Consider the following 26,533-nt stretch of genomic DNA (forward strand, 5'->3'; position numbering starts at 1 on the left):
TCGCATCCCCCGTGAGCATCAGCAAAATGGCGCGGTCGTGCTGTCCAACAGGGGCGCGGACAGACTCGGCCAGAACAATCCAGGCCGGAGCCACGCTCGGACACGTTGAGTAGCTACGCGTACACTCTTGGCTATGCGATGGTCAAGCGTGGGCAGGCGGCCCAGGCCAGGGGCAGGCAGGGTCGAGGGCCGGTGAGCGGAGACCTGGACGGTGGCAGCGATCTTCGGTCAGGTGGCGCGTCCGCGGTCGGGGCGGTCAACTCCCACGAGGACCTGGTGAAGCTGCTGACCGAGGAGTTCGCGCGGGCGGACGCTTCGCTGCGGGAGTTGCAGGCGCGGGCGGACCGGGCGGGCGGGACCCGGCTGCCGCGGGCCACCTGCGCGGACATGCTGGCCGGGCGGCGCTTTCCCAAGAAGGCCGTGATGATGGCGTTTCTGAGAGCGTGCCGGGTTCCTGAGCACCAGTTGCCCGCGTGGGAGCGGGCGTGGGAGCGGGTGCGGATCGCGCACCTGTCCACCGCGGCGCCTACGGAGCCGGGCCACACGGCTGCCATCGACCGTGCAGCCCATCAGGGGCCGATGCCGGATACCGTCGTGCCTCCCGCCTCGCGTCGGCGACGACGGACGCCTCTCTTGGTGCTGGCCATGCTCTCCGTGCTCGCCATCTCGGCGGCCATTGTCGCCGGCGGCCTCTGGGGCAGGCCGCGCACCATCACCGACGACGGCCGCGCCTTCGGCCCCGGCGGTTCGAGCCGCTTCACCGTGAGCGTCGCCCCGGCCAACACCGGCGTGCGGCTGATCCGTCTCCTGGACGCCAACGTCCCCCAGCAACGTGCCGCCATCACCGTGAACGGAGCTCCGGCCGGAGAGTGGAAGCCGTTGCTGGGCAGCGCCGGGTGGGGCTACCAGAGCGCCGACCTTCCGGCGCGTCTGACCGCCGGCCGTAGCTCGCTGACCATCGTCAACACGTTCGTGTCGTCGCTCTGGGACTTCAACGAGTTCCGCTACGTCGTCCAGCACCAGATCAACGGCGCGTGGTCGACGGCTGACACGGTCGACATCGGTCCTGGCCATACCGACAGTGAAGCCGCGCACGATTACCACATCACCGGCCAGACCTTCCGCGGCAGCCGTACCTTCTCCTATTCGGAAGCAGGGGGGAGCATCGAATGACCTGGCCACTTCCCCTTCTGCTGACGGCCGTGCTCATGGCGGCTCCCGCGGCCGTCATCGCCACCGACTTCCCCGACCCGGACGTGATCCAGGCCGGCTCCACGTTTTACGCCTACTCCACCAGCAGTTCGGCGGGCGTCATCCCGGTCGCCGACGCGCCTTCGGCCACGGGGCCGTGGACCGTCCGCGGGGACGCCCTGCCCGTCAAGCCGTCCTGGGCTGCCGACAAGGGCGGATTCTGGGCGCCCGACGTCTCCCGGCGTGCGGACGGTCGATACCTCATGTACTTCGCCGCCCCGATCCGCGAACCGGGCCCGAGGTGCATCGGCGCCGCGCTCTCGAACGGACCGCTCGGTCCGTTCCGTCCCCTGGGCGACGGCCCTCTCGTCTGTGACACGGGCGAGGGCGGCGACATCGACCCGGCGAGTTTCACCGACACCGACGGCAAGAGGTACCTGCTCTACAAGAATGACGGGAACGCGTTGGATCCCAAGAAGCCCACGATCATCTGGCTGCAGGAGGTCCGCGCCGACGGGGTCACGCTCGTCGGCCCCCGCAGAGAGCTGATCCGCAACGACCGCGAGGACGAAGCCGGCATCATCGAAGCACCCGTGCTCGTCAAACGCCCCACCCAGTACGTGCTCTTCTACGCGGGCGGCGCGTACCGCAGCAACGGCTACTTCACCGGCTACGCCGTCTCCCCTTCGCTGATGGGCCCCTTCACCAAGGCCTCACAGCCCCTGATGACGACCCTCACCCTCGGCAAGGCGGTCCAGGGCCCCGGCGGCGCCGACGTGCTCGGCGACCACATCTTCTTCCACGGCTGGGTGGGCGAGGCACGCTGGATGTACAGGGCGGATCTGGGCTGGGCGAACGACCGCCCCGTCGTCGGCGGGAGCCCGTGATCATCCGGCGGCGTACAGCTTGGCGATGCGCGCGCCGAGGTCCGCGCCGTAGTTCTGGTGGTAGACCTGGGCGGAGCAGTGGACGGGGCCGCCCTGCCGTACCAGGTCGGCGGTCCAGTTGACGGCGTTCTCCACGCCGGGGTCGTTCAGCTGCAGGCCGGTGGCCGCGATGTCGTCCACGCGCACGTCGACGTAGTAGTTGCTCACGCCATTGCGCTCGTACAGCCGCCACTGCAGCGTCGCGCTCGTCGCTCCGGTCAGCCTGGCCGTCAGGTCGACTGTGGCCTTCCGCCACGAGGAAGGATCGGTGGCGGCGTCCTGCTCCCAGACCACCTTGCCGTTGAGGAGGAGCTGCTTCATGTGATAGCCGGCCGGACTGCCGGCTTCGCGGCTGTCCCGATGCCAGAAGCTCACCGTGTACTTGGGCGCGCCCGGCGTGAGCTGAGCCTTCCGTGCGGCGCCGCACCACATCCCGGTCTTCGTGGGACTCGCGTTCTCGACGACGAAGCTGAGCCGTCCCTGGCCGGTGCGGGCGAGATTGTCGGTCGCGGGCCGCGTCCACCCGGTGTCACGGGACATGAAGGGCAGCTTGTACTGCACGACCCCGGCGAGCTCGCCCGTGCGAACGAGTTCGAGCGCCTTCTTGGTGACCGCCTCGACGTAGGCCACTGTCGGCTTCAAGGCGGTGCGGCTCAGCGGATGGGCGTACGGCATCAGGTAGACGTCGGTGTCGGGCAGGCGTTCGGCCAGCTGCTTGACCTGGGCGGACAGGCTCCACGTCCACGCCGTGTCCCGGACCGGCTCGTCCCGGAAGGGGAAGATCACGCCGTCCAGCAGCGGGGCCTGCTCGGCGACGAACGTGTCGGTGAACTGGCTGTAGTAGACCGTCGGGATGAACTTGAAGGACGGGTTGATCGCCTTGGCCGCCGCACGCATCTGCTTGACGTACGCCGGGGTGAACGTCTTGAGATCGAAGCCGTAGTCGTCCACGGTCCAGCCGACCAGGTTCGGGTGGTTCTTGGAGAGAATGGCGAGTTCGCGAGACCAGGCCACGTAGTCGTGCTTGTAAGGCCGGGAGAAGCTCGCCTGGCTCGGTGCGTACACCGTGGCCCACACGTCGATCCCGGCGGCCGCGGCGGCCGGCAGGAACTCCTTGTGCAGGTCGTCCCAGTGATCATTGCCACCGGCCAGCGGGTAGACGTAGGTGTTCACGTTGAGAGCCTTCAACGCCGTGATCATCGCCTTGGTGTCCATGTGCCTGATCCCGTCACCCCGCGGCTCCTCCTCCCGGATGAGGTTTCCCGCAGTCCCCACCACACCAGGGGCAGCGGCGTGGGACACACCGGGGAGCATCGACAGCAGCAGGGCAACGACCACTACCAGCACAGGACGGGGCACGACGTTCCTTCAACACGATCCGTAGGCGAGGGATCGCCAGCGTAGGGATCGCCGGTATGTCGCCGGTATAGCGTTCCGCGCCTGCTAATTCCCGTCCGCGCGAGGATCCAATGTGCCTACGTGCACGACCTGGCGCGGCGCGGGCCGAGCCAGGTCGCGATTAAGCCACGCGAAATTGGGAGATCAGCGGTGCCAGGAAGGGAATTAAGGCATAAGCCAAAGCTGGTAGATTCGCTGAAAAGCCGGTCCGATCGGCGTGCCGTCACCGTGCGTCTGCGAGGTGACCACGACCCATTTATCATATGTCTGAGTATGGTAGGTCCCGTTGCTCTCCCAAGCGACCTGGACCCTGTTGTTTCCCATCGAGAGTCGCTTGACTCCGTGGAGTTCGTAAGAGATCGTCCCCGGATTAGCGAAGCACGTGACGCCGCCTTGGTGCTCGACTACGACGAGATCCGTGCGGTTGTTGCACTCGGTGGTGTTCGTCGCGGGCGCGGCTGCGGCGGTGACGAGGGGTAAGAGGAACGCTGCGGATGCCGTAACGACGGCTTTCTTGAAGGCTTTCACAGTACACTCTTTCGGTGCCGGTCGCGTGCAATTGACTGCGTCGGTTACAGGAATACGATCTCGGATGTAGAGGTACTATAGCCACGCCGACGCAACGTACGAATGGATCACATCCCCCACCCGCCGGACAGGTCTTTACCGTGCACGTCAGGGGCACCACGCCGGCCATCGGCCTGGACGACGGGCCCCGCGCCACCTACTGAAGAGGGCGGTGGGCTCAAGTGACAGCCTGCCGGGCCGTCGGGCACTGGCAGGCTGAGAATCAGGAGCATTCATTCACCGGCGGGTGAGCAGGGGCCGACGTGCCCTGTGCCGCCTCCGCCTCGGTGCGGGGTTACCGGCAATGCAAGTTGAAATATCCCCTCAGGTCGTCGCGCGAGATGAGGCCGTCGGCGGCGGATCTGCGCTGACCGTAGACGTCCATGTCGTCGAACCAATGACTTCTTCTCACCTTGTTCGCAGCCTGCTGCAGTAGGGGGGACGCGCCATTCCTACCAGCTGCGGCAGCCCGCAAATCCGCCTTACTCACCAGGCCGTCCCTGTTGCCGATCGCCGCCGCCACGTCGACCGCATCGAAGTCCGTATAGACGATTCTCAGGGCGGTACAGCTGCCCATAGGCGTGGTCGTGGAGGCTTGGGCGGGGGCGGCGGCGAGGCCGAGGGCCATGATGCCGGCGGTGGCGGCAGTAGCGGCAGTGGCGAGAATCTTACGCATTTCCATCGTTTCCCTTGTCTTGTTGTTATCCGCACTCGGCGGTTTTGCAGTGTTCGATGCAGGGACGACACGGGAAGTTCGGCGGAAAAATGCGACATAGATCACGGAACTACGGGCTCGAAACGAGTCACAGCAGGTCACAGCCGTCGTGCGTACGGTGGTGGGAAGATGCGCTTCCCCTGTCCGTCCGCCACCTGACACAGCCCTCACCCGGGGACACACCCGTCAGCTCGCGGGTGGCGTCTGCTCACCGGAGTGCGGGACGTGTCCCCGGGACGGTCTGGCCAGCAGTGACACGATCTGGATGCGGTCGATGTCGGCGAGTGCCTAGGACGGGCTCGCATACTCCTCGGCCTCGGCGGGGGTGGCAGCGCAGTTTGGCAGGACCTTCCAGGTCTTCAGCGTGGCGAGGGCGCGCTCGCCGAGCGCGCGGATGCGGGCGTGGGAGCGGTTGACGTCCTGCCACATCGTCGCCATCGGGCCCAGGTGTCAGCCGCCGCCCTTGCTGAAGTGCTGGTAGTCCTTGGTGCCGGCCCAGTCGCCGCCCCATTCCCAGCCGACCTGCTGGAAGGCTCGGACCACCCGGTCGCCCGGATTGATCACGCCCTTGCCCTTCACGGGCCGTTCCGTGTACTTCTCGGCGTTCTTGTGGGCGGTGTCGCCGTCCGCGGTGACGTACGGGTTCTCGCGGGGGTTGATGTCGATGGCCTCGCCATAGGCATGGTTCGACCAGTTGCCTGAGCCGGTCGCGCGGCGGCAGTTGAAGGCCGAGGTGTTGTCGGCCTCGATCGAGTCGAAGTCGTCGGCCTTGTAGGCGTCGACCAGCTTCATCTGCCGGATCGGCCAGCGCCAGTCGTACAGCTTCTCGAAGACCTGCACGATGTCGTCGGTGACGGTCTTGCGTACGACGAGCTCGCCCGTGTGAGGCTTGTTGTCGAAACCCCAGTAGGACATGGTGATCAGCCGCAGGTCGCGGTAGTGGACCGGGCATCCCTCACGCCAGGAGTGGGGCAGCCGGTCCCGGGTGACCTTGGTCACCTTGGCCTCGAACTCGGGTGGTTCGGTCCGGGCCGGGGAAGGCGTGGGAGCGGTAGTGGTGGGTGTGGCGGGCATCGTGGGCGAGGCTGGTGGGCTCTGCTCCGAGGACGCGGCCGGCCCCTGCCCGCCGCACGAAACGGACGCGAGCACCACGAACGCCATGGCGGCAGCACGTTTCATCTGGCCACCATATGCCACGTCTTTCCAGGTCAAGCCGTTACGGGTCCGTACGGCACGGCTTTTCTACGAGTCGGCGGCGGAGTGCTTGCCCCGGGTGGTGAGCTCGCGCAGCGCGTCGGCCGCGTACAACACGAGGGTGACGAACGAGAGCCCCGCGAGCCCTCCGCCCACCCACAGGTTGTTGACCGTCGCGGCCGTGTAGGCGGCGCCGGGAGGTTGGTAGCCGACTACGAACGGCGAGGCGACCAGCCAGAGGCCGGCCAGGAACAGCAGGACGAGGGCGCAGACGCCGAGCCGGGCCTTCACCGGTTCTCCTCCGTCCCGACCAGCGGAGCCGACCCGTTCCGGCGGCCGGGACGGTGGTTCAGGTCCTCGCGCAGCGCTTCGACGAGCGGCGCGAGCAACGTGGCCAGCTCGGAGGAAGACGTTTCAGGGGAGGGGGCGGCGGGCGGGGGCGTGGGTTCGGGCTCGGGCTTGCGTGCCTCCACCAGCCCTCGCGTGACCAGCTCGTCCCGGATGGCGATGACGAAGGCGGCCACCCCGGCGAGTGCGACGACGGCCACGCCGAGCCCGGTCCAGAACTGGGAGGTGGTGGCGCTGCTCCAGGAGGCGTTCTCGGGCTGAGCGCCCAGGGCGAACGGCGCGATCATCAACCACAGCCCGGCCATGAAGGCCAGACCTGCCATGACAGCGCCCATGAAGGTGCGAATCATCGGGGAGTCCCTCCGGTCACGAAGTCACGAAGTCACGAAGTCACGAACACGAAGTCGCAGGGGCATGAGGTCACGAGGTCGCAGGGTCATGAGGTCACGAGGTCTTTCCGTGGTGGCGCGGCCTGTTCGATCAGCGCACGGGAGGTGGGGCGCAGCACGTTCTGCGCCACCGATCGGGCGCGTTCGCGCTCGGGCCGGTCGTCGGGTGGCGCCATCCTGGCCACGGCGGTGAGCAGCGCCGACGGCCGGTCGCCGGCCCGGTCGACGCGCTGGGCGACGAGTTCGAGCAGTAGCCCGGCCAGGACGAGGTCCTCCTTGGACGGCGGAGGCGGCGGCGGGGACACGGGAGCGGCCTCCGGGCTGCCTCGCAGCGGCAGTTCCTTGAGGAAGAGCACCGCCAGGAAGCCGAGCACCGCGATCGGCACGCCCACCAGGAAGACGGTCTCCAGGCCGCGGGTGAACGACTCCAGCACGATGGTCCTGACGGCCTCCGGCAGCCGGTGAATCTCCTCGGGACTGCCCAGGGAGATGGCGCCCTCGGGCAGGGTGAGATGCGCGGCGCGAGCCAGCTCGGCCATCTCGGAGGTGAGCCGGCCGTTGAGGATCGCGCCGAACGCGGCCACACCCATGGCCCCGCCGAGCGCCCGGAAGAACGACACGCCTGAGGTGGTGGAGGCCATGTCGCGCACCTCGGAGCCGTTCTGCGCGGCGAGGATCAGCATCTGCATGGTCAGGCCGAGCCCCAGGCCCAGCACGCCCAGGTCGAACCCGATGAGCAACTCGGTCGAGTCCACGTGCAGCCGCGACAGCAGGAACAGGCCGACGGTCACCAGCGCCAGTCCGGCCACCGGGAAGTGCTTCCATCTCCCGGTCCGGGTGACGATCTTGCCGGAGGTGATGCTCGCCATGAGCATGGCCACCACCATGGGCAGCGTCATGAGCCCCGACTTGGTGGGGCTCATCCCCTTGACGATCTGCAGGTACTGCGGCATGTAGATCAACACGCCGAACATCGCGACACCGACGAACAGGGAGGCGGTGCCGGTCAGCAGGAAGGTGCGGTTGCGGAACAGGCGGGGCGGCAGGATCGGGTTGGCGGAGGTGCGCTCGGCGAGCACGGCCAGGGCCAGCGCGAGCAGGGTGATGGCGCCGAGGAAGTAGGACCAGGGAGAGTTCCACGCGAACTGCTGGCCGCCGAGGGTCAGCAGCAGCATCAGGGCGCTCGCGCTGGTCGTGATGGCGGTGGCGCCCCAGATGTCGATCGTGGTGTCACGCTTGACCACGGGCAGCTTGAGCACCCGCTGGATCACCACGGCCGCGATGATCGCGAGCGGCACGCCCACGTAGAAGCACCAGCGCCAGCCGAGCCAGTCGGCGTCGACGAGGAATCCGCCGAGCAGCGGCCCGATGACGGTGGCGACGCCGAAGACGGCGCCCATGTAGCCGGAGTAGCGGCCGCGCTCGCGGGGCGAGACGATGTCGCCGAGGATCACCTGGGCGAGGGCCGACAGACCGCCCACCCCCAGACCCTGTACGGCGCGGGCGGCGATGAGCTGTCCCATGTCCTGCGACAGGCCGGCGAGCAGCGAGGCCCCGACGTACAGCCCCAGGGCGGTCTGGAACAGCAGTTTCCTGCCGAACACGTCCGAGAGTTTGCCCCACAGCGGCGTGGACACCGTCATCGTCAGCATGGTCGCCGACGCCACCCACGGGTACTGCTCCTGCCCGCCGAGCTCTCCCACGATCGTCGGCAGGGCCGTGCCCACCACGGACGTCGAGAGCATCGAGGTGAGCATGGCGAGCATGAGGCCGGCCATGATCTTGAGAATCTCGCGGTGTGTGTACTGCCGCTGCGCCACCGCGACACCACATCCCCTCATTTACTGACTCGCCCTAGGAGTATACGCTCGTTTACTAGCCGCGCGGCAAGTAGATATATTCCTCACATGAAGAGCGAGGCGATCCCGAGCATGGAAGGCCAGCTAGCGGACGCGGTCAGACCGCGGGACCGCGAGGCCACCCGGCAGCGACTGCTGGCGGCGGCCAGAGCGCTGTTCTCGGAGCACGGCTACGAGCACGTGACGGTGCGCATGATCGCCGCCGAGGCGGAGGCCAACGTCGCCCTGGTGGGCCGCTACTTCGGCTCCAAGGCCGGGCTGTTCGGCGAGGTCCTGCAGGGCGAGCCCACGATCCGCCGCATCCTCGACGGCGACCCCGAGGGCCTGGCCGGACGCCTGGCGGAATACGCCGCCAAGCGCATGAACCACGACCCGAAGAGCCGCATCCTGCGCTCGCTCGAACACTCGTCCCAGGACTCCGAGGTCAAGGCTCTGGTACGTGAACGCCTCCGGATGGCCTTCGTCGAGCCGATCGTCGAGGTTCTGGGCGACGACCCCGAGGCGCATGCCCGCGCCCGGATGGCCACCATGCTCTTCCTCGGCATCGGCAGCATGCGCCGCACGTTCGGTCCCGAACCGCCCACGCCCGCCGACGTCGCTCGGCTGACCGCCATGTTCGAGATCTGCCTTCGCGGCTAGTTCCGGTCATGCCACAGTGCGTCGTGCCGTACGACCATAAGACCGAAATAGGGGTCGTTTGGGAGCCTCTCAGGTTGCGTACCAGCCGTTAACTTGACAGCACCCCCCTTCAAGGAGTGCACATGTTGGGTAAACGCTGTGCGCTGGTAGGAGCCACCATCGTGGCCTGCCTCGCAACTCCTCTCCACGCCGCCATGGCCGACCCGGCCCCCCAGGCGGACCCGTCCACCCCACCCGCGGTGATCGACGCGCTCGAACGCGACCTCGGGCTCAACGAGCAGCAGGTCGTCACCCGGCTCGCGAACGAGCGGCGCGCCGCCGCCACCGAAGCCGGTCTGACTACCTCCTTAGGCGCGTCCTACGGCGGAGCATGGCTGAACGCCGACGCCTCCAAGCTCATGGTGGCCACCACCGACGCCTCCGCCACGGCCGCCATCAAGTCCCAGGGCGCCGAGCCGGTCGTCGTCTCGCGTACGCTGGCTCAGCTCAACGGCGTCGTGGAGCAGCTCGACCAGGCCGCGGAGAAGAGCCAGGGCGCGGCGCTGTGGTACGTCGACGTGACGACCAACACCGTCGCCGTCCTCGCCGCCACCCAGGAGGCCGCCGACGCGCTGGTCGACGTCGCGGGCGTCGACAAGAGCGCGGTCAAGACGGCCGCGACCACCGAGACCCCCAAGCCGTACATCGACATCATCGGCGGCTCGCCGTTCTACATCGGCAACAGCCGGTGCAGCGTCGGCTTCTCCGTGACCCGCGGCAGCACCCCCGGCTTCGTCACCGCAGGTCACTGTGGCACCCAGGGCGCGCGGACCACCAACCCGACGGGCACCTTCCAGGGCTCCTCGTTCCCGGGCAACGACTACGCCTGGGTCGCCGCCCCCGGCAACAACCCCACCCCGTACGTACGCGGCTCCGGCGGCTCCCGGGTGACCGTCACCGGCTCCACGCAGGCGTCGGTCGGCTCGTCCATCTGCCGCTCCGGCTCCACCACCGGCTGGCGCTGCGGCACCATCCAGCAGCACAACGCCACCGTGACCTACCCACAGGGCAGGGTCACCGGCCTGACCCGGACCAGCGCGTGCGCGCAGCCGGGTGACTCCGGCGGCTCGTTCATCTCGGGCAGCCAGGCCCAGGGCGTCACCTCCGGCGGCTCGGGCAACTGCACCGTCGGCGGCACGACGTACCACCAGCCGGTCAACGAGATCCTCTCCACCTATGGTCTGACCCTCACCAGAGGCTGACCCCGTACCTCTGACGCAGCGTGTCCGGCACCGCGCCGGGCACGCTGCGATGAGTTTCGGCCGCCCGCCGAGTCTCCATGGTTGACAGCACGTCGACCGACAGGAGGAACGGTATGAAACGGCCAGTTCTAGGCAGCATGCTTCTCGCCAGCACCGACCCCGAGCGCCTGCGTACCTGGTACGTCACCGCGCTGGAGCCGGCGGAGAACGCCGATGTCGCGGCTTACGGGGTGCTCAGGTTCGGAGACTTCCACCTGTTCATCGACACGCGGGCGGACGTCGGGGACAAGAATCCGGAGCCCGGCAGGATGATCATCAACTTCGATGTGCCGGACGCCCGCGCCGTGGTCGCGCGGATGAACGACCTCGGCGTGACCTGGCTGGCGGAGCTGGAAGACCGCGACGGCAGCCTGTTCGCCACCGCCATCGACCCGGACGGCAACTACGTCCAGATCATCGAGCTGAGCGAAGCGCACCGCGCGGGCATGTGAAGGGGGTCGATCATGTTCGGCACGACCAGGGCGTTCAGCGGGTTCTCCGTTGACGACATCGCCGCGGCCAGAGCGTTCTATGGCGAGACGCTCGGGCTGAAGGTGTCGGAGGAGAACGGCATGCTGACCCTGCATATCGCCGGAGACCGGGACATCCTGGTCTACCCGAAGGACAACCACTCGCCGGCCACGTACACCGTGCTCAACTTCCCCGTCGACGACATCGACGCGGCGGTGGACGAGCTGGTGCGGCGAGGGGTTCGCTTCGAGCGCTACGAGGGGATGGACGCCGACGAGAAGGGCATCTTCCGTGGCGGGGGCCCGCTGATCGCCTGGTTCACCGACCCGGCGGGCAACGTCCTGTCCGTCCTTCAGGAGTAGTGGTCCCCCATCTGATGCGGCTGCGCTGACGGCCTAGGACAGGGCGGTCTCCGACGGGCCGGTGCAGGCGAGGCGCCGGTACCACTCGTTCGACAGCATCTGGGCCCGGGCCGGCTCCGGCAGCGAAGTGATCATGGTCATGGACGCGCCGCGCTCCACCTCGGACGCGTGCGCGTGCATGGCCGCCCACTTCCGCTCGGCCCAGGGCGCGACGTCGAGATGGGTGGTGACCTGGTCATCCGGGAGGCCGGGCAGGCTCTGGCCAGGTTGTGGAGGCGTCCCGAACACCGCCTCCCACTGCGCCGCCACGACAGAGCGCGGCACCGTCGACAGGTAGAGGGCCCGCGCCCGCCACGCGTCGCCCGTACCGGGGTAGAGCTGGTCATACCCGGCCGCCTCGACCGCGGCCATGGTGACCCGGTGTGCGTGGATGTGGTCGGGATGTCCGTAGGAGCCGTATCCGTCGTACGTGAGCAGCACATCGGGTCTGAAGTCCCTGATGTGCTCGACCACCCGGCCCACGACCTCGTCCAGCGGCACGTCCACGAAGCGGGGGCGGCCGGACGCGGACGCCGGGTTACGCGCGTCGGCGTAACCCAGCAGCCTCGGCTTGCCCGCGCCGAGAATGTCCAGCGAACGCTCCAGCTCCCCGGCCCGCACGGTCCCCTCGGCCCAGGTGCACGTCACCACTGCCGTCCTGGCGCCCTCGTCGGCGTAGCGTGCCAGGGTCCCGCCCGTCCAGATCGCCTCATCGTCCGGGTGAGCATGGACGGCCATGACAGCTAACCCCACGACGAGTCCTCTCCTGGAACGAGCCGCCGCCTGTCAGCGGGCCCTCCCGCCGACCGGCGCCTCACTGCCCAGCGAGGCGAACAAATCCTCCCACAACGGCATCACGACCTCCGGCGCGTAATCGTGTGCGGTCACGGCCGCGGCGGCCCCCAGCCGCCGGCGCAGCTCGCGGTCGCCCATCACCCGCCGCAGCGCGGCGGCCAGCGCGTCCACGTCTCGTGGCGGTACGAGCACTCCGTCCACCTCGGGAGTCAGCACGTCGGCGGGTCCCGTCGGGCAGTCGAACGCGACCACGGGCAGGGCGTGGCCCATCGCCTCGATCATCGCCATCGGCAGCCCCTCGATCCGTGAGCTGAGCGCGTAGATCGACGCCCGCGCCAGCTCGTCGTGGATGCGGTCGCTGCGGCCCATCAGCCGGATCCGGTCACCCAGCCCGCTCGCCGCCGCCTTGGCCTCCAGCCGCTCCTTGTTCGGACCCGTACCGAAGATGCGCAGTTGCCACTCCGGATGGTCGGCCGCGGCCTCGGCGAAGGCGTTGATGAGCATGCCGAAGCCCTTCTGCGGCACCAGCCGGCCCACCGCGATCACGACCGGCTCGCTCTGCTCGGAGTGCTCGCGCCCGGCCATGTGGACTGCGTTGGGAATGCGCACGATCCGCGTACCGGGCAGCGCGTCACGATATTCGGTCCGGCTCGTCTCGGTGAGCACCACGACGGCGTCGAAGCCGCCATAGTGGCGGGTGATCTGCTCGCGCACGGGGGTGGGGTAGGAGCCCAGGTTCATGTGGTCCTGGGCCACCCTCTTCACGGTGGCGGGGGTGCGGCGTGCCGAGATGAGGTTCAGCGCCGGCCGGGTGGTGACCAGGATGCCGTCATCGAGCGAGGAGACGTAGTCGATGACCGCTTGCTCCACCCGTTCGGTGAAATATCCGGCGGCGAACTCGCCGTACGGCACGATCTTCCCCCGCGCGCGCCGCCAGACCTTGCGCGCCAGCGAATCGGCCGCCACCCCCTGACGCTGGTCCACCAGCGCCGACAGCTTCACCCGCGCGTCGATGGCGAACTGCGCCGCCGTCCGCCGCCGCACCACACTGACGATCTCCACCTCATGCCCGGCGGCCGCCATGGCATTGGCCTGGTTGACCACCGTACGGATGGTGCCGCCCATCCCGTAGGCGTGCAACAGCATGTATCGGATCTTCATCCCGAGCACCTCACGCCGCGCAGGCTACCCATCCCACCTGGCAATTCCCTGGCAACCGGAGTACGTCAGCTCGTGCCGGTGATCCGGATGTAGGCGCCGGCCGGGTCGTGCAGGCGGACGGGTCGGCTTACGGCGGCGCTCTGGCAGACTCCTGCGCATGGTCTCGGTGGTGCAGAACGTGGCGATCGACTGTGCGGACGCTTACCGGCTCGCCCGCTTCTGGAGTGAAGTGACCGGCCGTCCCCTGCATCCGGAGGACAGGCCGGGTGACCACGAGACCCAGGTGATGTTGCTGCCGGAGGGTCCTGTGCTGCACTGCAACCAGGTGCCGGAGGTGAAGACGGTCAAGAACCGGATCCACCTGTGCTTGCGTCCGGAGACCTCGCGCGAGGAAGAGGTCCAACGGCTGCTCGCCCTCGGCGCCACCCTGGTCGCCGACCACCGGAAGCCCGACGGCGCGGGCTGGGCCATCCTCGCCGACCCTGAGGGCAACGAGTTCTGCGTCCTGCGCAGCGAATCCGACCGCGCCGCCATGTCTTGATCCGAGCGTGGTCACCCATACCTAGGACGGGTCCGGGCGTGCCGTGCGTCAGCGGGTGAGGAGGTCGGTGAAGATTTCTACCAGGTCGGGGTGGTCGAAGGGGCCGACGTGGGGTGCCGCGACGCTTCGTACGTCCGTCGGGTTGTCGGGAGTGAGGCGGTCGGCCTCGGCGATGAAACGGTCCTGTAGGGCGGGTGGGATCAGGCGGTCGAGGGTGAAGCGCACGTAGGTTCGGGGGATTCGGCCCCAGGTGTGCGCTTCGCCGCGGGCTTCGGCGATGGGGATGGTGGCGGTTTCGTCAGGCTCCAGCATGTTGAGGAGCCGGCTCACGGCGTCGTCGGTGAAGTCGCCGGCGAGGCACTGCTTGACGGCGTGGAAGACCGCCGGGTCGGCTGAGCGCCAGTTGAGGCGGTTGACGCCCAGGAGCGCTGGGTCGGCGACCTTCACCGCTTCCACCAAGGGGAGGAGGCTGTCGGCGTTCTCCGGCGTGGTGAGGTAGGCGACCATGTTCGGCAGGTCCACGCAGCAGTACGCGGCGAGGTAGACGACTCGGTCGAGCAGGTCGGGGATGGCGTTGCCGACTCTGCTCACGGTGACGCCGCCCTGGCTGGCGCCGGCGAGGATCACCGGTCCGTGGCGGCGGGCGCGGCGGACCACGTCCACGACGCGTTCGACGTAGTCGTCGATGGTGATCTTGGCGAGCGGTGACGGTTCGGTGGCCAGTGCCTGGAGGTCCTGCGGGGCCTGGTACGCGCGGGGATAGAACGCTTCGTCGCCGTGTCCCGGGAGGTCGACGGCCACGCTTCGGTGGCCGCGCAGGGTGAGCTCGCGCATCAGCCCCGAGGCCCAGGACGACGAGGAGTTGGTGCCGTGGATCAACACCAGCGTCGGCGGGCGCCGATCAGGGTGGTGATCGGAGGTCAGCGGGGTGCTGCCGGTCTCTGCTTCGTGGTTCGCTGTCATCGTCGTTGTCTCCTTGGATTCGTCGGTGGTCAGTGGCGGGGGTGGCGCCACATCGGCCACAGGGGAGGGCTGTCGGCGACCCGTACCGGTTCACCGAGGTTCTCGAAGCCGTGCCGTAGGTAGAGGGCGCGGCTGCGGGGCGAGCTCGCCTCCAGGTAGGCGGGGAGCCCGTCGGTGTCCGCGCGCGCCAGGCGGTGCCGCAGCATCGCCGAGCCGAGTCCGGCGCCCTGCCGGCCGCCGACCACGCCCATGCAGGGGAGGTAGAGGTGCGGTTCGCGGTCGGGGTGCCGGTGAGCGAGCGCTTGTCCTAGCGTCTGCAGGCGCTCGCCGTGCTCGCCGAAGTCCGCGTCCGATGCGGGACGTTCGTCGTGGGCCGGCTGGCCTGCGGCCAGTGCCAGCCACACCGAGGCGCCCTCGTGACCGTCGGTCAGGTAGGCCTCGGCGGCGGGATGGGCGAGCAGGGGGCGGTAGAACTGCGCCTGGAGACGACCCCGGTCGGCTGCTTCGGGGAAGAGCCAGCACGTGAGGGGGTCGTTCATGAACGCCTCGGTGAGGACGTCCAGCACTGCCTGCCGGTCCGCGTCACTCGCCTGCCGTACGGGTGCGTACGGTGTATCTAGTGCCATGCGTACATCGTATTGATGCACCGGAAAAATCGCGATTTATCGGCCAAAGAAGTGCACTAGTGGGCTGGGAAATGAACTAGTACACTTGTGCCAGGTACAACGACAGCACCAAGGAATCGAGGCGCCACCCATGCCGTCGTCAACGCAACGGCCGGATCCGCCTTACCGGCGGATCGTCGCAGAGCTCCGTGCCCGGATTCTGACCGGCGACCTGCGGCCAGGCGATCGCATGCCCTCCATCCGGCAGATCGCGCAGCGGTGGGGCGTCGCGGTCGCCACCGCGACCAGAGTGATGGCGACGCTTCGCGACGAAGGGCTGGTCGAGGCGAAGGTCGGCTCCGGTACGGTGGTCAGCGCACGCGCGGGCCAGAAGCAGCCGGCCGGAAGCGCCACCCAAAAGCCAGCCGGAAGCACTCAAAAGCCGCCCGACGGCATCCCCGAGCGGGCCGACAGCATCGCCAAGCCGGCTGGCAGCGTCGCCAAGCCGGACGACGGCATCAGGCAGGCTGACAGTGCCCCCAGGCAGGCCCTGAGCCGTGACCATGTTCTCCGCACCGCCATCGCGATCGCCGACGCCGAGGGGCTCGCCGCCGTGTCCATGCGGCGGCTCGCGGCCGGGCTCGGCGTCGGTCCGATGTCGCTCTACCGGCACGTGGCGCACAAGGACGAGCTGGTGACGCAGATGGTCGACGAGGTCTTCGGCGAGCCAGAGCTCCCCACCCCCGGCCCCGAAGGGTGGCGGGCCAAGCTCGAACTGGTCTCCCGCCGGCAGTGGGAGCTGAGCCGGCGACATCTCTGGCTGCCCAGGGCCGTCTCGTTCACGCGCCCGTTGCTCGTGCCCAACATGATGGCCCACACCGAGTGGACGCTGCGCGCGCTCGACGGGCTCGGGCTGCCCATGACCACCCGGATCCGAGAGGCGCTCACGCTGCCCGCGCTGGTCATCACCGTTGCCCTGACCATGGCCGACGAAGTCGAAGCGGAGCAGGAGACCGGGATGACGCTCACCCGATGGTGGCTCGCACAGCGGACACGAGCCGGCGAACTCCTCGGCAGCGGACGGTTCCCCCTGCTGGCCACGGTCCCCGAGGAGACGGTGTCGGACCTGGACGGGCTGTTCGAGTACAGCCTGGCCCGCCACCTGGACGGGTTCGCCGCCATGCTGGAACGGCGGTGAGAGCCGCCGCCCTTATTGCGCGATCTTCTCCAGGTCGTCGACGGTGCCCGACATGAGGACCCGGAGATGCTGGGTGATGTGCTCGGCGGGCCGGTCCCACCTCGCCGGCACCAGGAGGCGGGCGACGTCGCCGGCGGAGTAGCGGGTGCGGACGAGTTCGGCCGACCTGCCGTCGGCGATGCCGGTTGCGGCCACCGATGGCAAAACCCAAGACCCGTCGTATATCTACGTACACGCAGGTGACATGCGGTTGAACATTCGCCGCCGACCGCCGAAACGGGCCAGGAGTGGCGGTCGGTTTGTTCCCGTAATTGGTAGAAAGAGCCAGTGTCGACCGATCAACCGTCCCCTACGGCCAGTGCGCCGCCCGCGAGCGCTTCGCCGACCCCCTCCCCGGGCCCGTCGGCATCAGCTCCGAGCACCGCACCGACCCCCTCACCCTCGCCGACACCGTCGCTGACGCCGTCACCGACCCCCTCACCGACACCGTCTGTGACACCGTCAGCGACGCCCTCGCCCTCACCCTCGCCGACGCCGTCAGCGACGCCGACGGCGACGCCCTCACCCTCGCCGACACCGTCGTCGACGCCCTCACCGTCAGCGACGCCCTCAGCGACGCCGTCGGAGACGCCCTCACCCACACCGTCAGCGACACCGACCCATCCGTCGGCCACGCCCCCCGCCCCGACCCCGTCGCAGTCGCTGGTGAGCCCGTGCCCGCACACCCCCGCGTGCCCGCCGCCCGCCTGCCTCCCACCCGCCCTCCGCGCGCAGCCGGCGGCTGCCGTACGCACTCCGTCCGCGCCGCCGCCGGACGCCGGTGACCGCGCGAGCGGCGCCCAGGGAGGGTACGAGGTCGACGCCGGGCACGTGCGGAAGTTCGCCGGCACCATGGACGACTCGGCCACCGGTGTGGACACCGTCAGGCAGCGGACCCCCCGCTTCGAGGGCTGGAACCTGGCCCCCATGGCCGGCGTGCCCATCGTCGGGCTGATGTTCGTCGGCCGGTTCAACACCATCACCGACACCTGGCGGGACAGCGCCGGCATCCTCACCGAGGTGCTGCGTACCGACAGTGGCAAGGTCTCCAAGGCCGCCGACAACTACGTCGCCGCCCAGCGGGCCAGCACCATCAAGTAGGAGGAACCCGCGATGTCGACCCCGCCCGGCGAACCGGCGAAGCTCATCCTGCCGGGCCAGAGCACGCCCCCGGCCGCCCAGCAGCTGCACATCACCAACGCCAGGGGCGCCGTGCAGCGGACTCTCACGGTCGGGGCCCCGCAGCCCCGCACCGACCCCGGCTTCTACAAGAAGCTGATCACGGAGCTGAACCCGCTGCGCCAGTCCACCAGGGGCGCGATGGCGATGTCCGGGCTCGGCATGGCCGCGCTCGCGCTGGACGTGGCGGCGACCCTCAACCTGGGCAACCCCTTCCTGTTCTACGACCGGCGCGAGCAGTGGAAGGAGATGGCCGGGCTGCTGGAAGGCAGCCGCTCCGACCTTTGGCGGTCCTTCTTCGACGACATCTCCCCCAACTGGAGGGGCGACGCGGTCGAGACTCTCCAGCAGTACGTCCGATTCAACGTCAACGGCCTGTACGCCCAGCTCGGCAAGGTCTCCGGCGAGATGAGCAGCGCCATGCACAGCCAGTACAAGGAGGTGCTGGAGTACGACCTGTCGGTGTTCGGGTTGTACGCCACCTCCGCCCCCATGCTGCGTACCGTCGCCATGCTGAGCGCGCACCCGGTGGGGAGGGTCACCCTGATGACCCAGGTGGGCCTGTTCATGAGCGCGATCGGAAACCTGATCAAGCAGTTCGCCGACGTGTACAACTCCTACGAAGGCGACCTCAACAAGCTCGAACTCAAGCTCAACGACCTGAAGGGCGCGTTCTACAAGGCCGGTAACCCGGATCAGGGGGCACGTGAGCTCAGCCTCACGCCCGCGATCTCGGATCCCGCGCAGTTGAAGGACTACTGGGTCCCGGCGTCCAAGAACTCCGCATGAGGCACGTCGAGTCGTTCGCCGAGGGCCGGCCGGACGAGGTCACCGGGCTGCTGCGCGAGGCGGACGGCTGGGCCCGCACGCTGGCCGGCGCGATGGGGGAGCTGGAGGAGGAGCGGCTGACGGGCAGCGACCCGGCCGGGGTCGTGCGCGTCGAGGTGTCCGGCACCGGCCGCCTGCGCGCGTTGTCCATCGACCCGCGCCGCCTGCGTGACCTGGACCATCTCCAGCTCGCCCAGGCCGTCCAGGAGGCGATCGTGGCGGCCCACCACACGATGGGGGAGCGGCTGGAGAAGGTCGTCGAAGGCCTGACGGGGCCGGGCGGCGCGAGTGCCGCCGACCCGCTCGAAGGCTACATCCGCAACGTGCTGAGGGGTGAGTGAGCGATGGAGGACGCACAGGCGCGGCTGGAGGCGCTGATCGCCGCCGCCGAGCGGGCGGAGGCGAGGGCGGAGGAGTGGAGCGCCGCCGAGTTCTCCGGCCGGGCCGACCAGGGCGGCATCGTGGCCGTCACCGACGCGCTCGGCACCCTCAAGCGTCTGGAGATCTCCCCGCGCAGCAGGCGACGGCTGGACGCGACGAACCTCGCCGCCGCCATCCTGGCGGCGATCACCACGGCCGAGGAGGCTGCGGCGACCTCCAGAACCGCCCTGCTCGCCGACCTGCACCCCACCCCCGGCAGGCTCGCCTAGATCCATCCCGTACGGCTTCACCTGCGAGCCCGTGCCCCGATACGCAACTTGTGGTTGCGCATCGGGGGAGTCGCGCGGTAACGTGATGCGCAACCGAACGTTGCGTGTTGCGAAAGGTGAAGAGTATGGAGTACGGCCGTATCGAGCGGGAGATCCACGTCGACGCCTCGCCCGAGGTGGCCTTCGAGGTCGTCAGCCGCCCCGAGCACATCACTGAATGGTGGTCCGACGCCGCCGACATCGAGGCGGTGCCAGGCGCGGTCGGTGAGCTCGTCTGGGGCGACAGGGCGGAGGTCGTCCCGATCACCGTGGTGAAGGCCGACCCGCCTCGGCTGTTCTCGTTCCGCTGGTGCTATCCCGGTGGCAAGGCCGACGACGACACCGCCTCGCTGCTGGTCACCTTCGAGCTCACCCCGTCCGGCACGGGCACCAGGATCCGGCTCACCGAGAGCGGGTTCCGGGAGATGGGCTGGGAGGCGGCCAAGCTGGAGGAGCAGTACCGCGAGCACAGTGCCGGCTGGGACACCTTCGTTCCCCGGCTGGGGGCGTACCTCGCCCGGCTGGTGTCAACGCCATGACCGTGGTCGACGACGACCTGTGGTCCGCGATCGGGGACCCGACCCGCCGGCGGATGCTCGACCTGCTCCTGACGGACGGCGACGGCACCGCCACCAGCCTCAGCGAGCGGCTGCCCATGACGCGGCAGGCCATCGCGAAACATCTCGGCGTGCTCGGCCGTGTCGGCCTGGTGCACGCCTCGCCCGCCGGGCGGGAGAGGAGGTACCGGGTGGACGAGGCGCAACTCGCCCGCGCGGTCGCTCAGTTGTCCTCGGTGGGGGCGGCGTGGGACGCCAGGCTCCGGCGCATCAAGCGGATCGCCGAGACGATCCAGCGCGGCAAGGACCAGTGAAAGCAGACAGGAAAGAGGAATCGACCATGGTGGACATCCTGCACAGAGTAGGCATCAAGTCATCGGTGTCCGAGGTCTACACGGCCTTGACCACCACCGAGGGGCTCGCCGGTTGGTACACGACCGACACGAAGGGCGAGGGGAACGACCTCGGCGGCGTGCTTCAGTTCCGGTTCGAGGCCGGTGGGTTCGACATGAAGGTCCTCGAACTCGACCCGGGCAAGCGCGTGCTGTGGGAGGTGGTCGACGGCCCTGAGGAGTGGATCGGCACGCACGTGTCCTGGGACCTCGCCCAGGCCGACGAGCACGCCATCGTCCTGTTCAAGCACGCGGGCTGGCGGGAGCCGGTGGAGTTCATGCACCACTGCAGCACCAAGTGGGCGGTCTTCATGATGAGCCTGAAGTCGCTGATCGAAACCGGGAAGGGCGCGCCGGAGCCGGACGACGTCAAGATCGACAACTGGAACTGACGGTCTCAGGGCGCGAGGCTGATCGTGGCGGGGATGCCCTGGCGGGTCATCTTCGCGTACGGGCACAGCGCGGACGCCTGGGCGAGTAGTGGGGCGGCCCTGTCGGGCTCTACCCCGGGCCAGGTCACGATGAGGTCCGCGCTCAGCTGGTAGCCGCCGTCGGCGGGGTCGCGGCCGAAGGCCACGGTCGCCTCCACCGTGATCGCGCCGGGGTCGAGGAGGTGCCGGCGGGCCAGCAGGCTGAGGGCGCCGTGGAAGCAGGCGGCGTATCCGGCGGCGAAGAGCTGTTCGGGGTTGGGGCCGGTGGCGTCGCCCCCCAGCTCTTCTGGCATCCGCAGCTCCAGGCGGAAGCCGCCGTCGGCGGAGCCGGCCCGGCCGCTCGCCCGGCCGTGCGCGGAGTCGCCGCCGGTCACGGCGACGCGCGTGCGGTAGATGGGCTTGAACGCGGGGCCGCTGTAGTCGTGGTCCGTGGACAGTATGTGGTCGTTCATCGGTAGGGCCTTTCTTGCTGATGGAGCTGGGTGGTGCCAGTGCCGGAGTTTGTCGGGGTTAAGCACGATCCATGCGGCTGTGACCTGGTCTTCGGCGACGCTCACGCTGACCACCGCCACGGCCTTGCCCGCCCGGCGCAGCACCAGGCCGGTCCGGCCGTTCACGGAACCGAGGGCCACCTCGGCGCCGGGCCGGCCGGCCAGCAAGGTCGTGACGAACCTGGCCACCGCGTCCGCGCCGTAGGTCGGGCGTACGGGGGCGCGCAGTTTGCCGCCGCCGTCGCTCACGACTATCGCGTCCGTGGCCAGCACCTCGCGCAGCGCCGCGACGTCGCCCTTCTCACAGGCGGTGGCGAACCGGCGCGCGACCTGATCATGCTTGGCGTGCATCCCCGGGCCGGACCCGGCCAGGTGCCGTGTCAGGTCGGCGGCGAGCCGGTGCACCGGGTCGCCGGCGGGAGGCGTTGTGGCAGGGGGCCCAGTGGTGGAGGGCCCAGTGGTGGCAGGCGCAGGGGTGGGAGGCGCTGCGGCGGGGGGCGGTGTGGCGTTGGTGGCCGGCGCGGCGAGCAGGTCCAGGCAGATGCGTCCGGCGACCCGCGTCAGCCAGGCGCGCGGCACCGCGATGGTGGCGCGGTCGTCATCGCCCAGGGCGTACCAGCGGCGATAGGTCTCTTGGACGATCCAATCGGCCGTGCTCTCCGAGCCGAACATCCACAGGGCGATGCCGAGCAGGTGCTCCCGTTCGTCGAGCATCTCCACCAGCGACCCTGCGCCCACGTCGCTCATCTCCCGCCGCCCGCGCGGCGGGGGTGGCCCGCCTGGGTGAAGGGGCCCGCGAAGGCCAACGGGGTCGTCCGCACGATGTCCTCTGTTCTCTCGGCGTCGACAGCTAAGACCGGATGGCCCATCCTGTTGTGACGTTCCTCAGGGCGATCACGAGAGGCGGCCGTACCCGCGCTCCAGGTTCGTCAGATGCTCCCTCGTGAGCGCGACCGTTCGAACGCGCCGAGTTTGTCCGGGTTGACGATCCACATGACGTGGTGGATGCCCTGCGGCGAGGCCTCGATGGTGAGCAGCGCGACCTGGTCGTGGGCGCGCGGCACGAGCACGCCGGCGCGTCCGTTCACGTCGACCCACCTGACGTCGCCGGACGCCCAGTACCGCGGCGCGTACGCGGCGACGAACTTCGCCACGCGATGTCCGCCCAGCAGAGGGAACCGCGCCGCCCCTCTGACCCCGCCGCCGTCGGAGGAGCTGACGACGTCAGCGGCGAAGAGGTCTTCGAGGGCGGCGATGTTCCCCGTCTGGGCGGCGTCGAGGAAGACCTTCAGGAGGCGCCGGTGCTCGATCTTGTCGATGGGCTCGCGTCGTACGGCGCTCAGATGCTTGCGGGCCCGGCTCACCAGCTGACGGGCATTGACCGTGCTGATCCGCAGGATCTCCGCGATCTGCGGGTAGGGGTAGACGAACGCCTCACGCAGGACGTACGCCGCCCGCTCGGTGGGGGTGAGCCGTTCGAGCAGCAGCAGGAAGGCGAGTTCGAGCGCTTCGCCCCGTTCGGCCCCCACCGCTGGGTCGAGGCTGGTGTCGACGGGTTCGGGAAGCCAGGGCCCGATGTACGCTTCCCGGCGCGAACGGGCGGATTGGGCGACGTTGATGGCCAGACGGGTGGTGATCAGCGCCAGGAAGGCGGAGGGATTCTCGACGACGGAACGATCGGTGTTCTGCCAGCGCATCCAGACCTCTTGAAGGATGTCCTCGGCCTCGGTCGCGCTGCCGAGCATCCGGTAGGCGATGCCGAACAGTCGCGGGCGCAGCTCGACGAAGGCGGAAGCGGCCTGTTCGAGTGCGTCCGCCTTTTCCAGGGATTCCGTATGTATGTTCATCCGCGCCTTATCCGGTATTCGAGCTAGGCCTGTACGGGTGCGGCGTCGTCCTCGTGGAAGCCGATCTCCCGGTGGGTGCCGTCGCACAGCGGCTTGTTGCCGGAGTGGCCGCAGCGGCACAGCGTCATCCGGTTGCGGGTCTCCAACGGCAGGCCGTCCGACCGTAGGACCGGCACCTCACCGGTCACCCACAGCGCACTGGCCAGCCCGTTCTCCTCCTCCAGGACCGAGACGGCCTGCGGCAGGTCGGGCTCGATCGTCTCGCCGCCGCGTTCGAGTGCGTAGCTGTAGGAGCCGGACGGGCAGTGGTCGATGCGGCCCATGACGTCGGAGCGCACGTCGCTGTCGCCGGTGTCGGCGAGCATCGCGGCGATCGGCCTGGTGCGGCCGATGCAGAAGGCGGCGTGGACGCACAGCTCGCCCACCCGCTGCGCCGAGATGCCCACCCCGTCGTGCACGTGCTGCAGTTCCCGGTACGGCTGGACGCTCGCGCTCTCCGTGCCGTCGAACCCGATCATGGCGTGCGTCCCGTCGCAGAACGGCTTGGTGCCCGAGTGGCCGCAGCGGCACAGCGCGTAGGTGTCCTCGGTCTCCAGCGGATCGCCGGTCTTCCAGGTCAGCGCGTCGTTCTCGGCAGATACGATCTTGCGTTTACGCCGGAGCGGGACGCCGCCGTACACGACGTACGGTCCGTCCCGGAGCACGACGATCCGCTGCCGGTCGTCGCCCACGGCCCACCGGCGCTGCTCCGGTGCGACGTAGTCGAAGGTGGGACCGGCCGTGGTGCCGTCCACGTCGGGCATCCGCATCAGGGCCTGGGCCTGCGCCTTGAGCGCGTACATGGTGCCGGTGGCGACCGCGAGCAGCCTCGGGCTGCCGTTGAACGCCTGCTCCAGCAGGTGCAGGACGGCGCAGTAGGTGTGGTTGAACTCCTCCTGGGCCGTGCGGATCGCGCTGCCGGGAGCGTGGTCGGACAGGCGCGGGTTGCGCCGCATCGGATGCACGCCGGCGAGGTCCACGGAGATCTTCTCGCCGGTGGGCCCGGACTCCGGGGTGTCGCCACGCTGGTAGCGCCGGCCGAGCTTGAGCTCCTGGAAGCGGTAGTAGTGGGCGACCTCGTCCCGTTCCGGGTGGAAGATGTCCTGGTCGCCGTCCCATACCTCGCCACGGGAGGTGCCCTCGCCCTGCTCGACGATCTCTTCGAGCGCCGCCAGCGCGGAGTCCAGGCCGTCGACCGCGACCAGCCGTCCGGCGGTGTGGCGGAAGTGGGCGGCGCTCACCTGGCGGGCCGGATCGCCGTGGAAGACCGCCTGCTCGCCGAGCCGGTCGCACAGGAGGCGCAGCCCTTGTTCGATCGCGGCGTAGAACTGCCCGATCGTCTCGTAGTGGTCGCCCTCCGCCACGGCGCCGGGCGGCGCCGGCTGCTCGATCCGCAGGAACATCTCCAGCGCTTCCGGCCCGAAGGGGACCAGCGACAGCTCCAGGGAGCCGTGCGGCAGCGGCCGGGGATGCGGCGGGAGCATCTGCGGCGTGTCCAGCCGGGGCCGGCCGCCGACGGCGTTGAGCAGGTTCGCCGCCAGTGCCAGGTGCAGCATCTCCTCGGCGAAGACGCTGCCCACCACGTCGACGGCTTCCGGGTTGCGCTCCGGGTCCAGCGAGTACAGGGCGCACAGGTACGGCGGCAAGGTGGCGTGCTCCAGCTCGATCGCCCACTGCAGGTGCTCACGCAGGCTGTCGAGCGTGTCGATCGGCGCCGGCCCGGCGATGGTTTCCCGCGGTTCTCGGTGACTCACGGACATCTCAGGCACCGCGCTCCTCCGGCCGGGAGCGGTCCTCCAGCACCTCGACCGCGTCGAGCAGCCCGCGCAGGCCGATCTCCTCACGCTCGACGTCCGTCGGGTCGAACAGCCACTCGCTGACCGGCAGGTCGAACTCCTGCTCCGGACGGCTCTCCTCGGCGTGGATCAGTTCGACCTCGACCTCGGCCTGGAGCTCGTACAGAAACTCGTTCTCACCGTTCGGAGCAGTCATCTTTCCCTCCATGGGGCTCAAGCCGGGCGCGGGGCGCGGCGGTCCTGGCGCTGGGCGAGCTCTTCCTCGTCCACCAGCGTGAGCATCGGCTTGCCCGGCTCGCACAGCATCGTGACGGTGAACCGCAGCGGGATATCGTCGCGGTTGTTGCCGTCCTGGTAGTGGATGACATCGCCGCCCGGCTCCCAGAACGCCTCCCCGGCGTGCAGCACCCGCGGCGGTTCACCCTCGATCTCCAGCAGGATCTCGCCTTCCAGGACGAACCCGAAAGCCGGGCCGGAGTGCCGGTGCGGCGGGGTGCCGGGGTCGCCGGGCGGGTATTCGATCACCACGGTCATCGCGTGCGCGCCCTGCGGGATGAACGGAGGTTCGACCTCCTGCAGCGTGGTCAGCGCGGTCTGCCATGCGGTCGATCTGGCGTCGGACATGGGATGTACCTTTCGTAGAGGCGTTACTTCCCGGCGGCGTTCTGGGCGGCCCAGTCGCGGTAGCGGATCTTGCCGAGGGTGGCGCCGTCACCCGGCACCAGCGACCGCTCGCTCAGCTCACTGCCGAAGTAGCGCGCGTGCACGTCGGTGACCACCTGGCGCGGGTCGCCCCAGCCGGCCAGCGCGTCGCGGAAGAACTCGTCCATCCGGAACTGCTCGGGCCCGGCGATCTCGGTCCTGCCGTTCAGCGGCGAGCCGACCGACACCCTGGCGACCGCCTGCGCCACGTCGTCGCCGGCCATCGGCTGGTAGAGCACGGGCGCGATCCGCACCGAGTTGCCGTCCGTGGCGGTGTCGGCGATGCCGCGGGTGAACTCGAAGAACTGGGTCGCGTGTATGAGCGAGAACGGGTTCCCCGACTTCTCGATCAGCTGCTCCTGGGCGATCTTCGCCGCGAAGTAGCCGTTGTCCGGCATCCGCTCCGTGCCCACGATCGACACCGCGACGTGGTGCCCGACCCCCGCCTCCGCCTCGGCCGCGAGCAGGTTGCGGGTGGAGGTCTCGAAGAACTCCAGCACCGCGGCCCTCTCGAACGACGGGGAGTTCGACACGTCGATCACCACCTGCGCGCCGTCCAGCGCCTCGGCCAGGCCTTCGCCGGTGAGGGTGTTGACGCCGGTGTTCGGCGAGGCCGGCACGGCTTCGTGACCGTGCTCGCGCAGCATCGCCACCGTCTTCGAGCCGATGAGGCCGGTTCCGCCGATTACCACGATCTTCATGGGCAGTTCCTCTCTGTCCGCCGGGGCGCCTGTGCGCCGACCGGTCATCAACTAAGACAGGGCAGCTTCCGAGGGTGTGACAGCCGCCGCGAAATTCCCTCTGCCGCTGGGCCTGGACGATCGCGCTATTCGACGAGTTTTCCGACGCTGGAGACCTCGCGCATGAGCGCCGCGATCTCGTCGGGAATCGGGGGGATCGTC

General features: G+C 69.2%; 35 protein-coding genes. 16 read left to right on the forward strand and 19 right to left on the reverse strand.

The annotated features are described in order from the left end of the window. The first annotated feature begins 276 nt into the window (after positions 1-276). The gene (locus tag ACTMTF_RS33515) at positions 277-1,173 is read left to right on the forward strand and encodes a hypothetical protein (protein WP_441114262.1); all 897 of its coding nucleotides are present in this window, start codon (positions 277-279) and stop codon (positions 1,171-1,173) included. Further along, positions 1,170-2,078, forward strand: a complete 909-nt coding sequence (locus ACTMTF_RS33520) for a glycoside hydrolase family 43 protein (protein ID WP_441114263.1) — start codon at positions 1,170-1,172, stop codon at positions 2,076-2,078. Before ACTMTF_RS33515 ends, ACTMTF_RS33520 begins: the two co-directional genes overlap by 4 nt. Here ACTMTF_RS33520 and ACTMTF_RS33525 read toward each other — a convergent pair whose 3' ends face one another. The 8 genes from ACTMTF_RS33525 to ACTMTF_RS33560 form a co-directional block, all read right to left on the reverse strand. Further along, positions 2,079-3,476, reverse strand: a complete 1,398-nt coding sequence (locus ACTMTF_RS33525) for a hypothetical protein (RefSeq protein ID WP_441114264.1) — start codon at positions 3,474-3,476, stop codon at positions 2,079-2,081. It lies immediately after the preceding gene. A gap of 204 nt (positions 3,477-3,680) precedes the next feature. After that, the gene (locus ACTMTF_RS33530; protein WP_441114265.1) at positions 3,681-4,043 is read right to left on the reverse strand and encodes a beta/gamma crystallin domain-containing protein; all 363 of its coding nucleotides are present in this window, start codon (positions 4,041-4,043) and stop codon (positions 3,681-3,683) included. A gap of 334 nt (positions 4,044-4,377) precedes the next feature. Next, complete coding sequence (locus ACTMTF_RS33535; RefSeq protein ID WP_441114266.1) at positions 4,378-4,863, reverse strand: hypothetical protein; 486 nt, start codon at positions 4,861-4,863, stop codon at positions 4,378-4,380. Positions 4,864-5,085: 222 nt separating this feature from the next. Beyond that, the gene (locus ACTMTF_RS33540) at positions 5,086-5,235 is read right to left on the reverse strand and encodes a hypothetical protein (protein WP_441114267.1); all 150 of its coding nucleotides are present in this window, start codon (positions 5,233-5,235) and stop codon (positions 5,086-5,088) included. Between the two features lie 12 nt (positions 5,236-5,247). Next, on the reverse strand, positions 5,248-5,976 hold the full coding sequence (locus ACTMTF_RS33545; RefSeq protein WP_441114268.1) for a M15 family metallopeptidase: 729 nt from the start codon (positions 5,974-5,976) through the stop codon (positions 5,248-5,250). Between the two features lie 63 nt (positions 5,977-6,039). After that, a complete protein-coding gene (locus ACTMTF_RS33550; RefSeq protein WP_441114269.1) occupies positions 6,040-6,282 on the reverse strand; it encodes an SPW repeat domain-containing protein in 243 nt (80 codons plus the stop codon). Then, positions 6,279-6,689 (reverse strand): hypothetical protein, encoded by a 411-nt coding sequence (locus tag ACTMTF_RS33555; protein ID WP_441114270.1) that lies wholly within the window; start codon positions 6,687-6,689, stop codon positions 6,279-6,281. The genes ACTMTF_RS33550 and ACTMTF_RS33555 overlap by 4 nt, the downstream gene beginning before the upstream one ends. Positions 6,690-6,775: 86 nt before the next feature. Continuing rightward, complete coding sequence (locus tag ACTMTF_RS33560) at positions 6,776-8,569, reverse strand: MDR family MFS transporter (RefSeq protein ID WP_441114271.1); 1,794 nt, start codon at positions 8,567-8,569, stop codon at positions 6,776-6,778. Between the two features lie 66 nt (positions 8,570-8,635). Between ACTMTF_RS33560 and ACTMTF_RS33565 the strand changes: the two genes are divergently transcribed. The 4 genes from ACTMTF_RS33565 (at position 8,636) to ACTMTF_RS33580 (ending at position 11,339) form a co-directional block, all read left to right on the forward strand. Continuing rightward, positions 8,636-9,226 (forward strand): TetR/AcrR family transcriptional regulator, encoded by a 591-nt coding sequence (locus ACTMTF_RS33565; protein ID WP_441114272.1) that lies wholly within the window; start codon positions 8,636-8,638, stop codon positions 9,224-9,226. Positions 9,227-9,348: 122 nt separating this feature from the next. Continuing rightward, on the forward strand, positions 9,349-10,467 hold the full coding sequence (locus ACTMTF_RS33570; protein WP_441114273.1) for a S1 family peptidase: 1,119 nt from the start codon (positions 9,349-9,351) through the stop codon (positions 10,465-10,467). Between the two features lie 113 nt (positions 10,468-10,580). Continuing rightward, positions 10,581-10,958, forward strand: a complete 378-nt coding sequence (locus ACTMTF_RS33575; protein WP_441114274.1) for a VOC family protein — start codon at positions 10,581-10,583, stop codon at positions 10,956-10,958. Positions 10,959-10,970: 12 nt separating this feature from the next. Then, positions 10,971-11,339, forward strand: coding sequence for a VOC family protein (locus ACTMTF_RS33580; RefSeq protein ID WP_441114275.1), 369 nt, complete (start codon positions 10,971-10,973; stop codon positions 11,337-11,339). 33 nt (positions 11,340-11,372) lie between these two features. Here ACTMTF_RS33580 and ACTMTF_RS33585 read toward each other — a convergent pair whose 3' ends face one another. After that, a complete protein-coding gene (locus ACTMTF_RS33585; protein WP_441114276.1) occupies positions 11,373-12,131 on the reverse strand; it encodes a PIG-L family deacetylase in 759 nt (252 codons plus the stop codon). A gap of 33 nt (positions 12,132-12,164) precedes the next feature. Further along, complete coding sequence (locus ACTMTF_RS33590; protein ID WP_441114277.1) at positions 12,165-13,334, reverse strand: glycosyltransferase family 4 protein; 1,170 nt, start codon at positions 13,332-13,334, stop codon at positions 12,165-12,167. Positions 13,335-13,491: 157 nt separating this feature from the next. On the opposite strand from ACTMTF_RS33590, the gene ACTMTF_RS33595 reads away from it, so the two are divergent. Continuing rightward, complete coding sequence (locus ACTMTF_RS33595) at positions 13,492-13,875, forward strand: VOC family protein (RefSeq protein ID WP_441114278.1); 384 nt, start codon at positions 13,492-13,494, stop codon at positions 13,873-13,875. A 48-nt stretch (positions 13,876-13,923) separates the two neighbouring features. Here ACTMTF_RS33595 and ACTMTF_RS33600 read toward each other — a convergent pair whose 3' ends face one another. Beyond that, a complete protein-coding gene (locus ACTMTF_RS33600) occupies positions 13,924-14,838 on the reverse strand; it encodes an alpha/beta hydrolase (protein ID WP_441114279.1) in 915 nt (304 codons plus the stop codon). Positions 14,839-14,867: 29 nt separating this feature from the next. Next, on the reverse strand, positions 14,868-15,464 hold the full coding sequence (locus ACTMTF_RS33605) for a GNAT family N-acetyltransferase (protein WP_441114280.1): 597 nt from the start codon (positions 15,462-15,464) through the stop codon (positions 14,868-14,870). 130 nt (positions 15,465-15,594) lie between these two features. Between ACTMTF_RS33605 and ACTMTF_RS33610 the strand changes: the two genes are divergently transcribed. Beyond that, entirely contained in the window at positions 15,595-16,641 is a 1,047-nt protein-coding gene (locus tag ACTMTF_RS33610; protein ID WP_441114281.1) for a GntR family transcriptional regulator, read from the forward strand. Positions 16,642-16,653: 12 nt separating this feature from the next. Here the strand turns inward: ACTMTF_RS33610 and ACTMTF_RS33615 are convergent, their stop codons facing one another. Continuing rightward, the gene (locus ACTMTF_RS33615) at positions 16,654-16,836 is read right to left on the reverse strand and encodes a hypothetical protein (protein WP_441114282.1); all 183 of its coding nucleotides are present in this window, start codon (positions 16,834-16,836) and stop codon (positions 16,654-16,656) included. A 116-nt stretch (positions 16,837-16,952) separates the two neighbouring features. On the opposite strand from ACTMTF_RS33615, the gene ACTMTF_RS33620 reads away from it, so the two are divergent. From ACTMTF_RS33620 to ACTMTF_RS33655, 8 genes are all read left to right on the forward strand, one after another. Continuing rightward, entirely contained in the window at positions 16,953-17,465 is a 513-nt protein-coding gene (locus ACTMTF_RS33620; protein ID WP_441114283.1) for a hypothetical protein, read from the forward strand. A gap of 46 nt (positions 17,466-17,511) precedes the next feature. Beyond that, positions 17,512-17,781: a hypothetical protein gene (locus ACTMTF_RS33625; protein WP_441114284.1), complete on the forward strand. Its 270-nt coding sequence runs from the start codon at positions 17,512-17,514 to the stop codon at positions 17,779-17,781. Positions 17,782-17,793: 12 nt separating this feature from the next. After that, positions 17,794-18,648, forward strand: coding sequence for a hypothetical protein (locus ACTMTF_RS33630; protein ID WP_441114285.1), 855 nt, complete (start codon positions 17,794-17,796; stop codon positions 18,646-18,648). Then, positions 18,645-19,028, forward strand: coding sequence for a YbaB/EbfC family nucleoid-associated protein (locus ACTMTF_RS33635; RefSeq protein ID WP_441114286.1), 384 nt, complete (start codon positions 18,645-18,647; stop codon positions 19,026-19,028). Before ACTMTF_RS33630 ends, ACTMTF_RS33635 begins: the two co-directional genes overlap by 4 nt. A gap of 3 nt (positions 19,029-19,031) precedes the next feature. Beyond that, positions 19,032-19,337, forward strand: coding sequence for a YbaB/EbfC family nucleoid-associated protein (locus ACTMTF_RS33640; RefSeq protein WP_441114287.1), 306 nt, complete (start codon positions 19,032-19,034; stop codon positions 19,335-19,337). Positions 19,338-19,462: 125 nt separating this feature from the next. Then, positions 19,463-19,915 carry an SRPBCC family protein gene (locus ACTMTF_RS33645; protein ID WP_441114288.1) on the forward strand — a complete coding sequence of 151 codons (453 nt, stop codon included), beginning with the start codon at positions 19,463-19,465 and terminating at the stop codon, positions 19,913-19,915. Beyond that, a complete protein-coding gene (locus ACTMTF_RS33650; protein WP_397015947.1) occupies positions 19,912-20,247 on the forward strand; it encodes an ArsR/SmtB family transcription factor in 336 nt (111 codons plus the stop codon). Before ACTMTF_RS33645 ends, ACTMTF_RS33650 begins: the two co-directional genes overlap by 4 nt. A 26-nt stretch (positions 20,248-20,273) precedes the next feature. After that, complete coding sequence (locus ACTMTF_RS33655) at positions 20,274-20,717, forward strand: SRPBCC family protein (protein ID WP_441114289.1); 444 nt, start codon at positions 20,274-20,276, stop codon at positions 20,715-20,717. Between the two features lie 5 nt (positions 20,718-20,722). Here ACTMTF_RS33655 and ACTMTF_RS33660 read toward each other — a convergent pair whose 3' ends face one another. The 6 genes from ACTMTF_RS33660 to ACTMTF_RS33685 all read right to left on the reverse strand — a co-directional run bounded on the left by ACTMTF_RS33660 (position 20,723) and on the right by ACTMTF_RS33685 (position 26,332). Further along, positions 20,723-21,994, reverse strand: coding sequence for an Ohr family peroxiredoxin (locus ACTMTF_RS33660; protein WP_441114290.1), 1,272 nt, complete (start codon positions 21,992-21,994; stop codon positions 20,723-20,725). Positions 21,995-22,176: 182 nt separating this feature from the next. After that, positions 22,177-23,094 (reverse strand): RNA polymerase sigma-70 factor, encoded by a 918-nt coding sequence (locus tag ACTMTF_RS33665; protein WP_441114291.1) that lies wholly within the window; start codon positions 23,092-23,094, stop codon positions 22,177-22,179. 23 nt (positions 23,095-23,117) lie between these two features. Beyond that, positions 23,118-24,893, reverse strand: coding sequence for a ferritin-like domain-containing protein (locus ACTMTF_RS33670; RefSeq protein ID WP_441114298.1), 1,776 nt, complete (start codon positions 24,891-24,893; stop codon positions 23,118-23,120). 1 nt (position 24,894) lies between these two features. Beyond that, complete coding sequence (locus tag ACTMTF_RS33675; RefSeq protein WP_441114292.1) at positions 24,895-25,125, reverse strand: hypothetical protein; 231 nt, start codon at positions 25,123-25,125, stop codon at positions 24,895-24,897. A 17-nt stretch (positions 25,126-25,142) separates the two neighbouring features. Beyond that, positions 25,143-25,553, reverse strand: coding sequence for a cupin domain-containing protein (locus tag ACTMTF_RS33680; protein WP_441114293.1), 411 nt, complete (start codon positions 25,551-25,553; stop codon positions 25,143-25,145). Between the two features lie 23 nt (positions 25,554-25,576). After that, complete coding sequence (locus ACTMTF_RS33685) at positions 25,577-26,332, reverse strand: SDR family oxidoreductase (RefSeq protein WP_397015963.1); 756 nt, start codon at positions 26,330-26,332, stop codon at positions 25,577-25,579. Between the last annotated feature and the right edge of the window lie 201 nt (positions 26,333-26,533).

The organism is Nonomuraea sp. ZG12 (assembly GCF_052068115.1).
Classification (GTDB): domain Bacteria; phylum Actinomycetota; class Actinomycetes; order Streptosporangiales; family Streptosporangiaceae; genus Nonomuraea.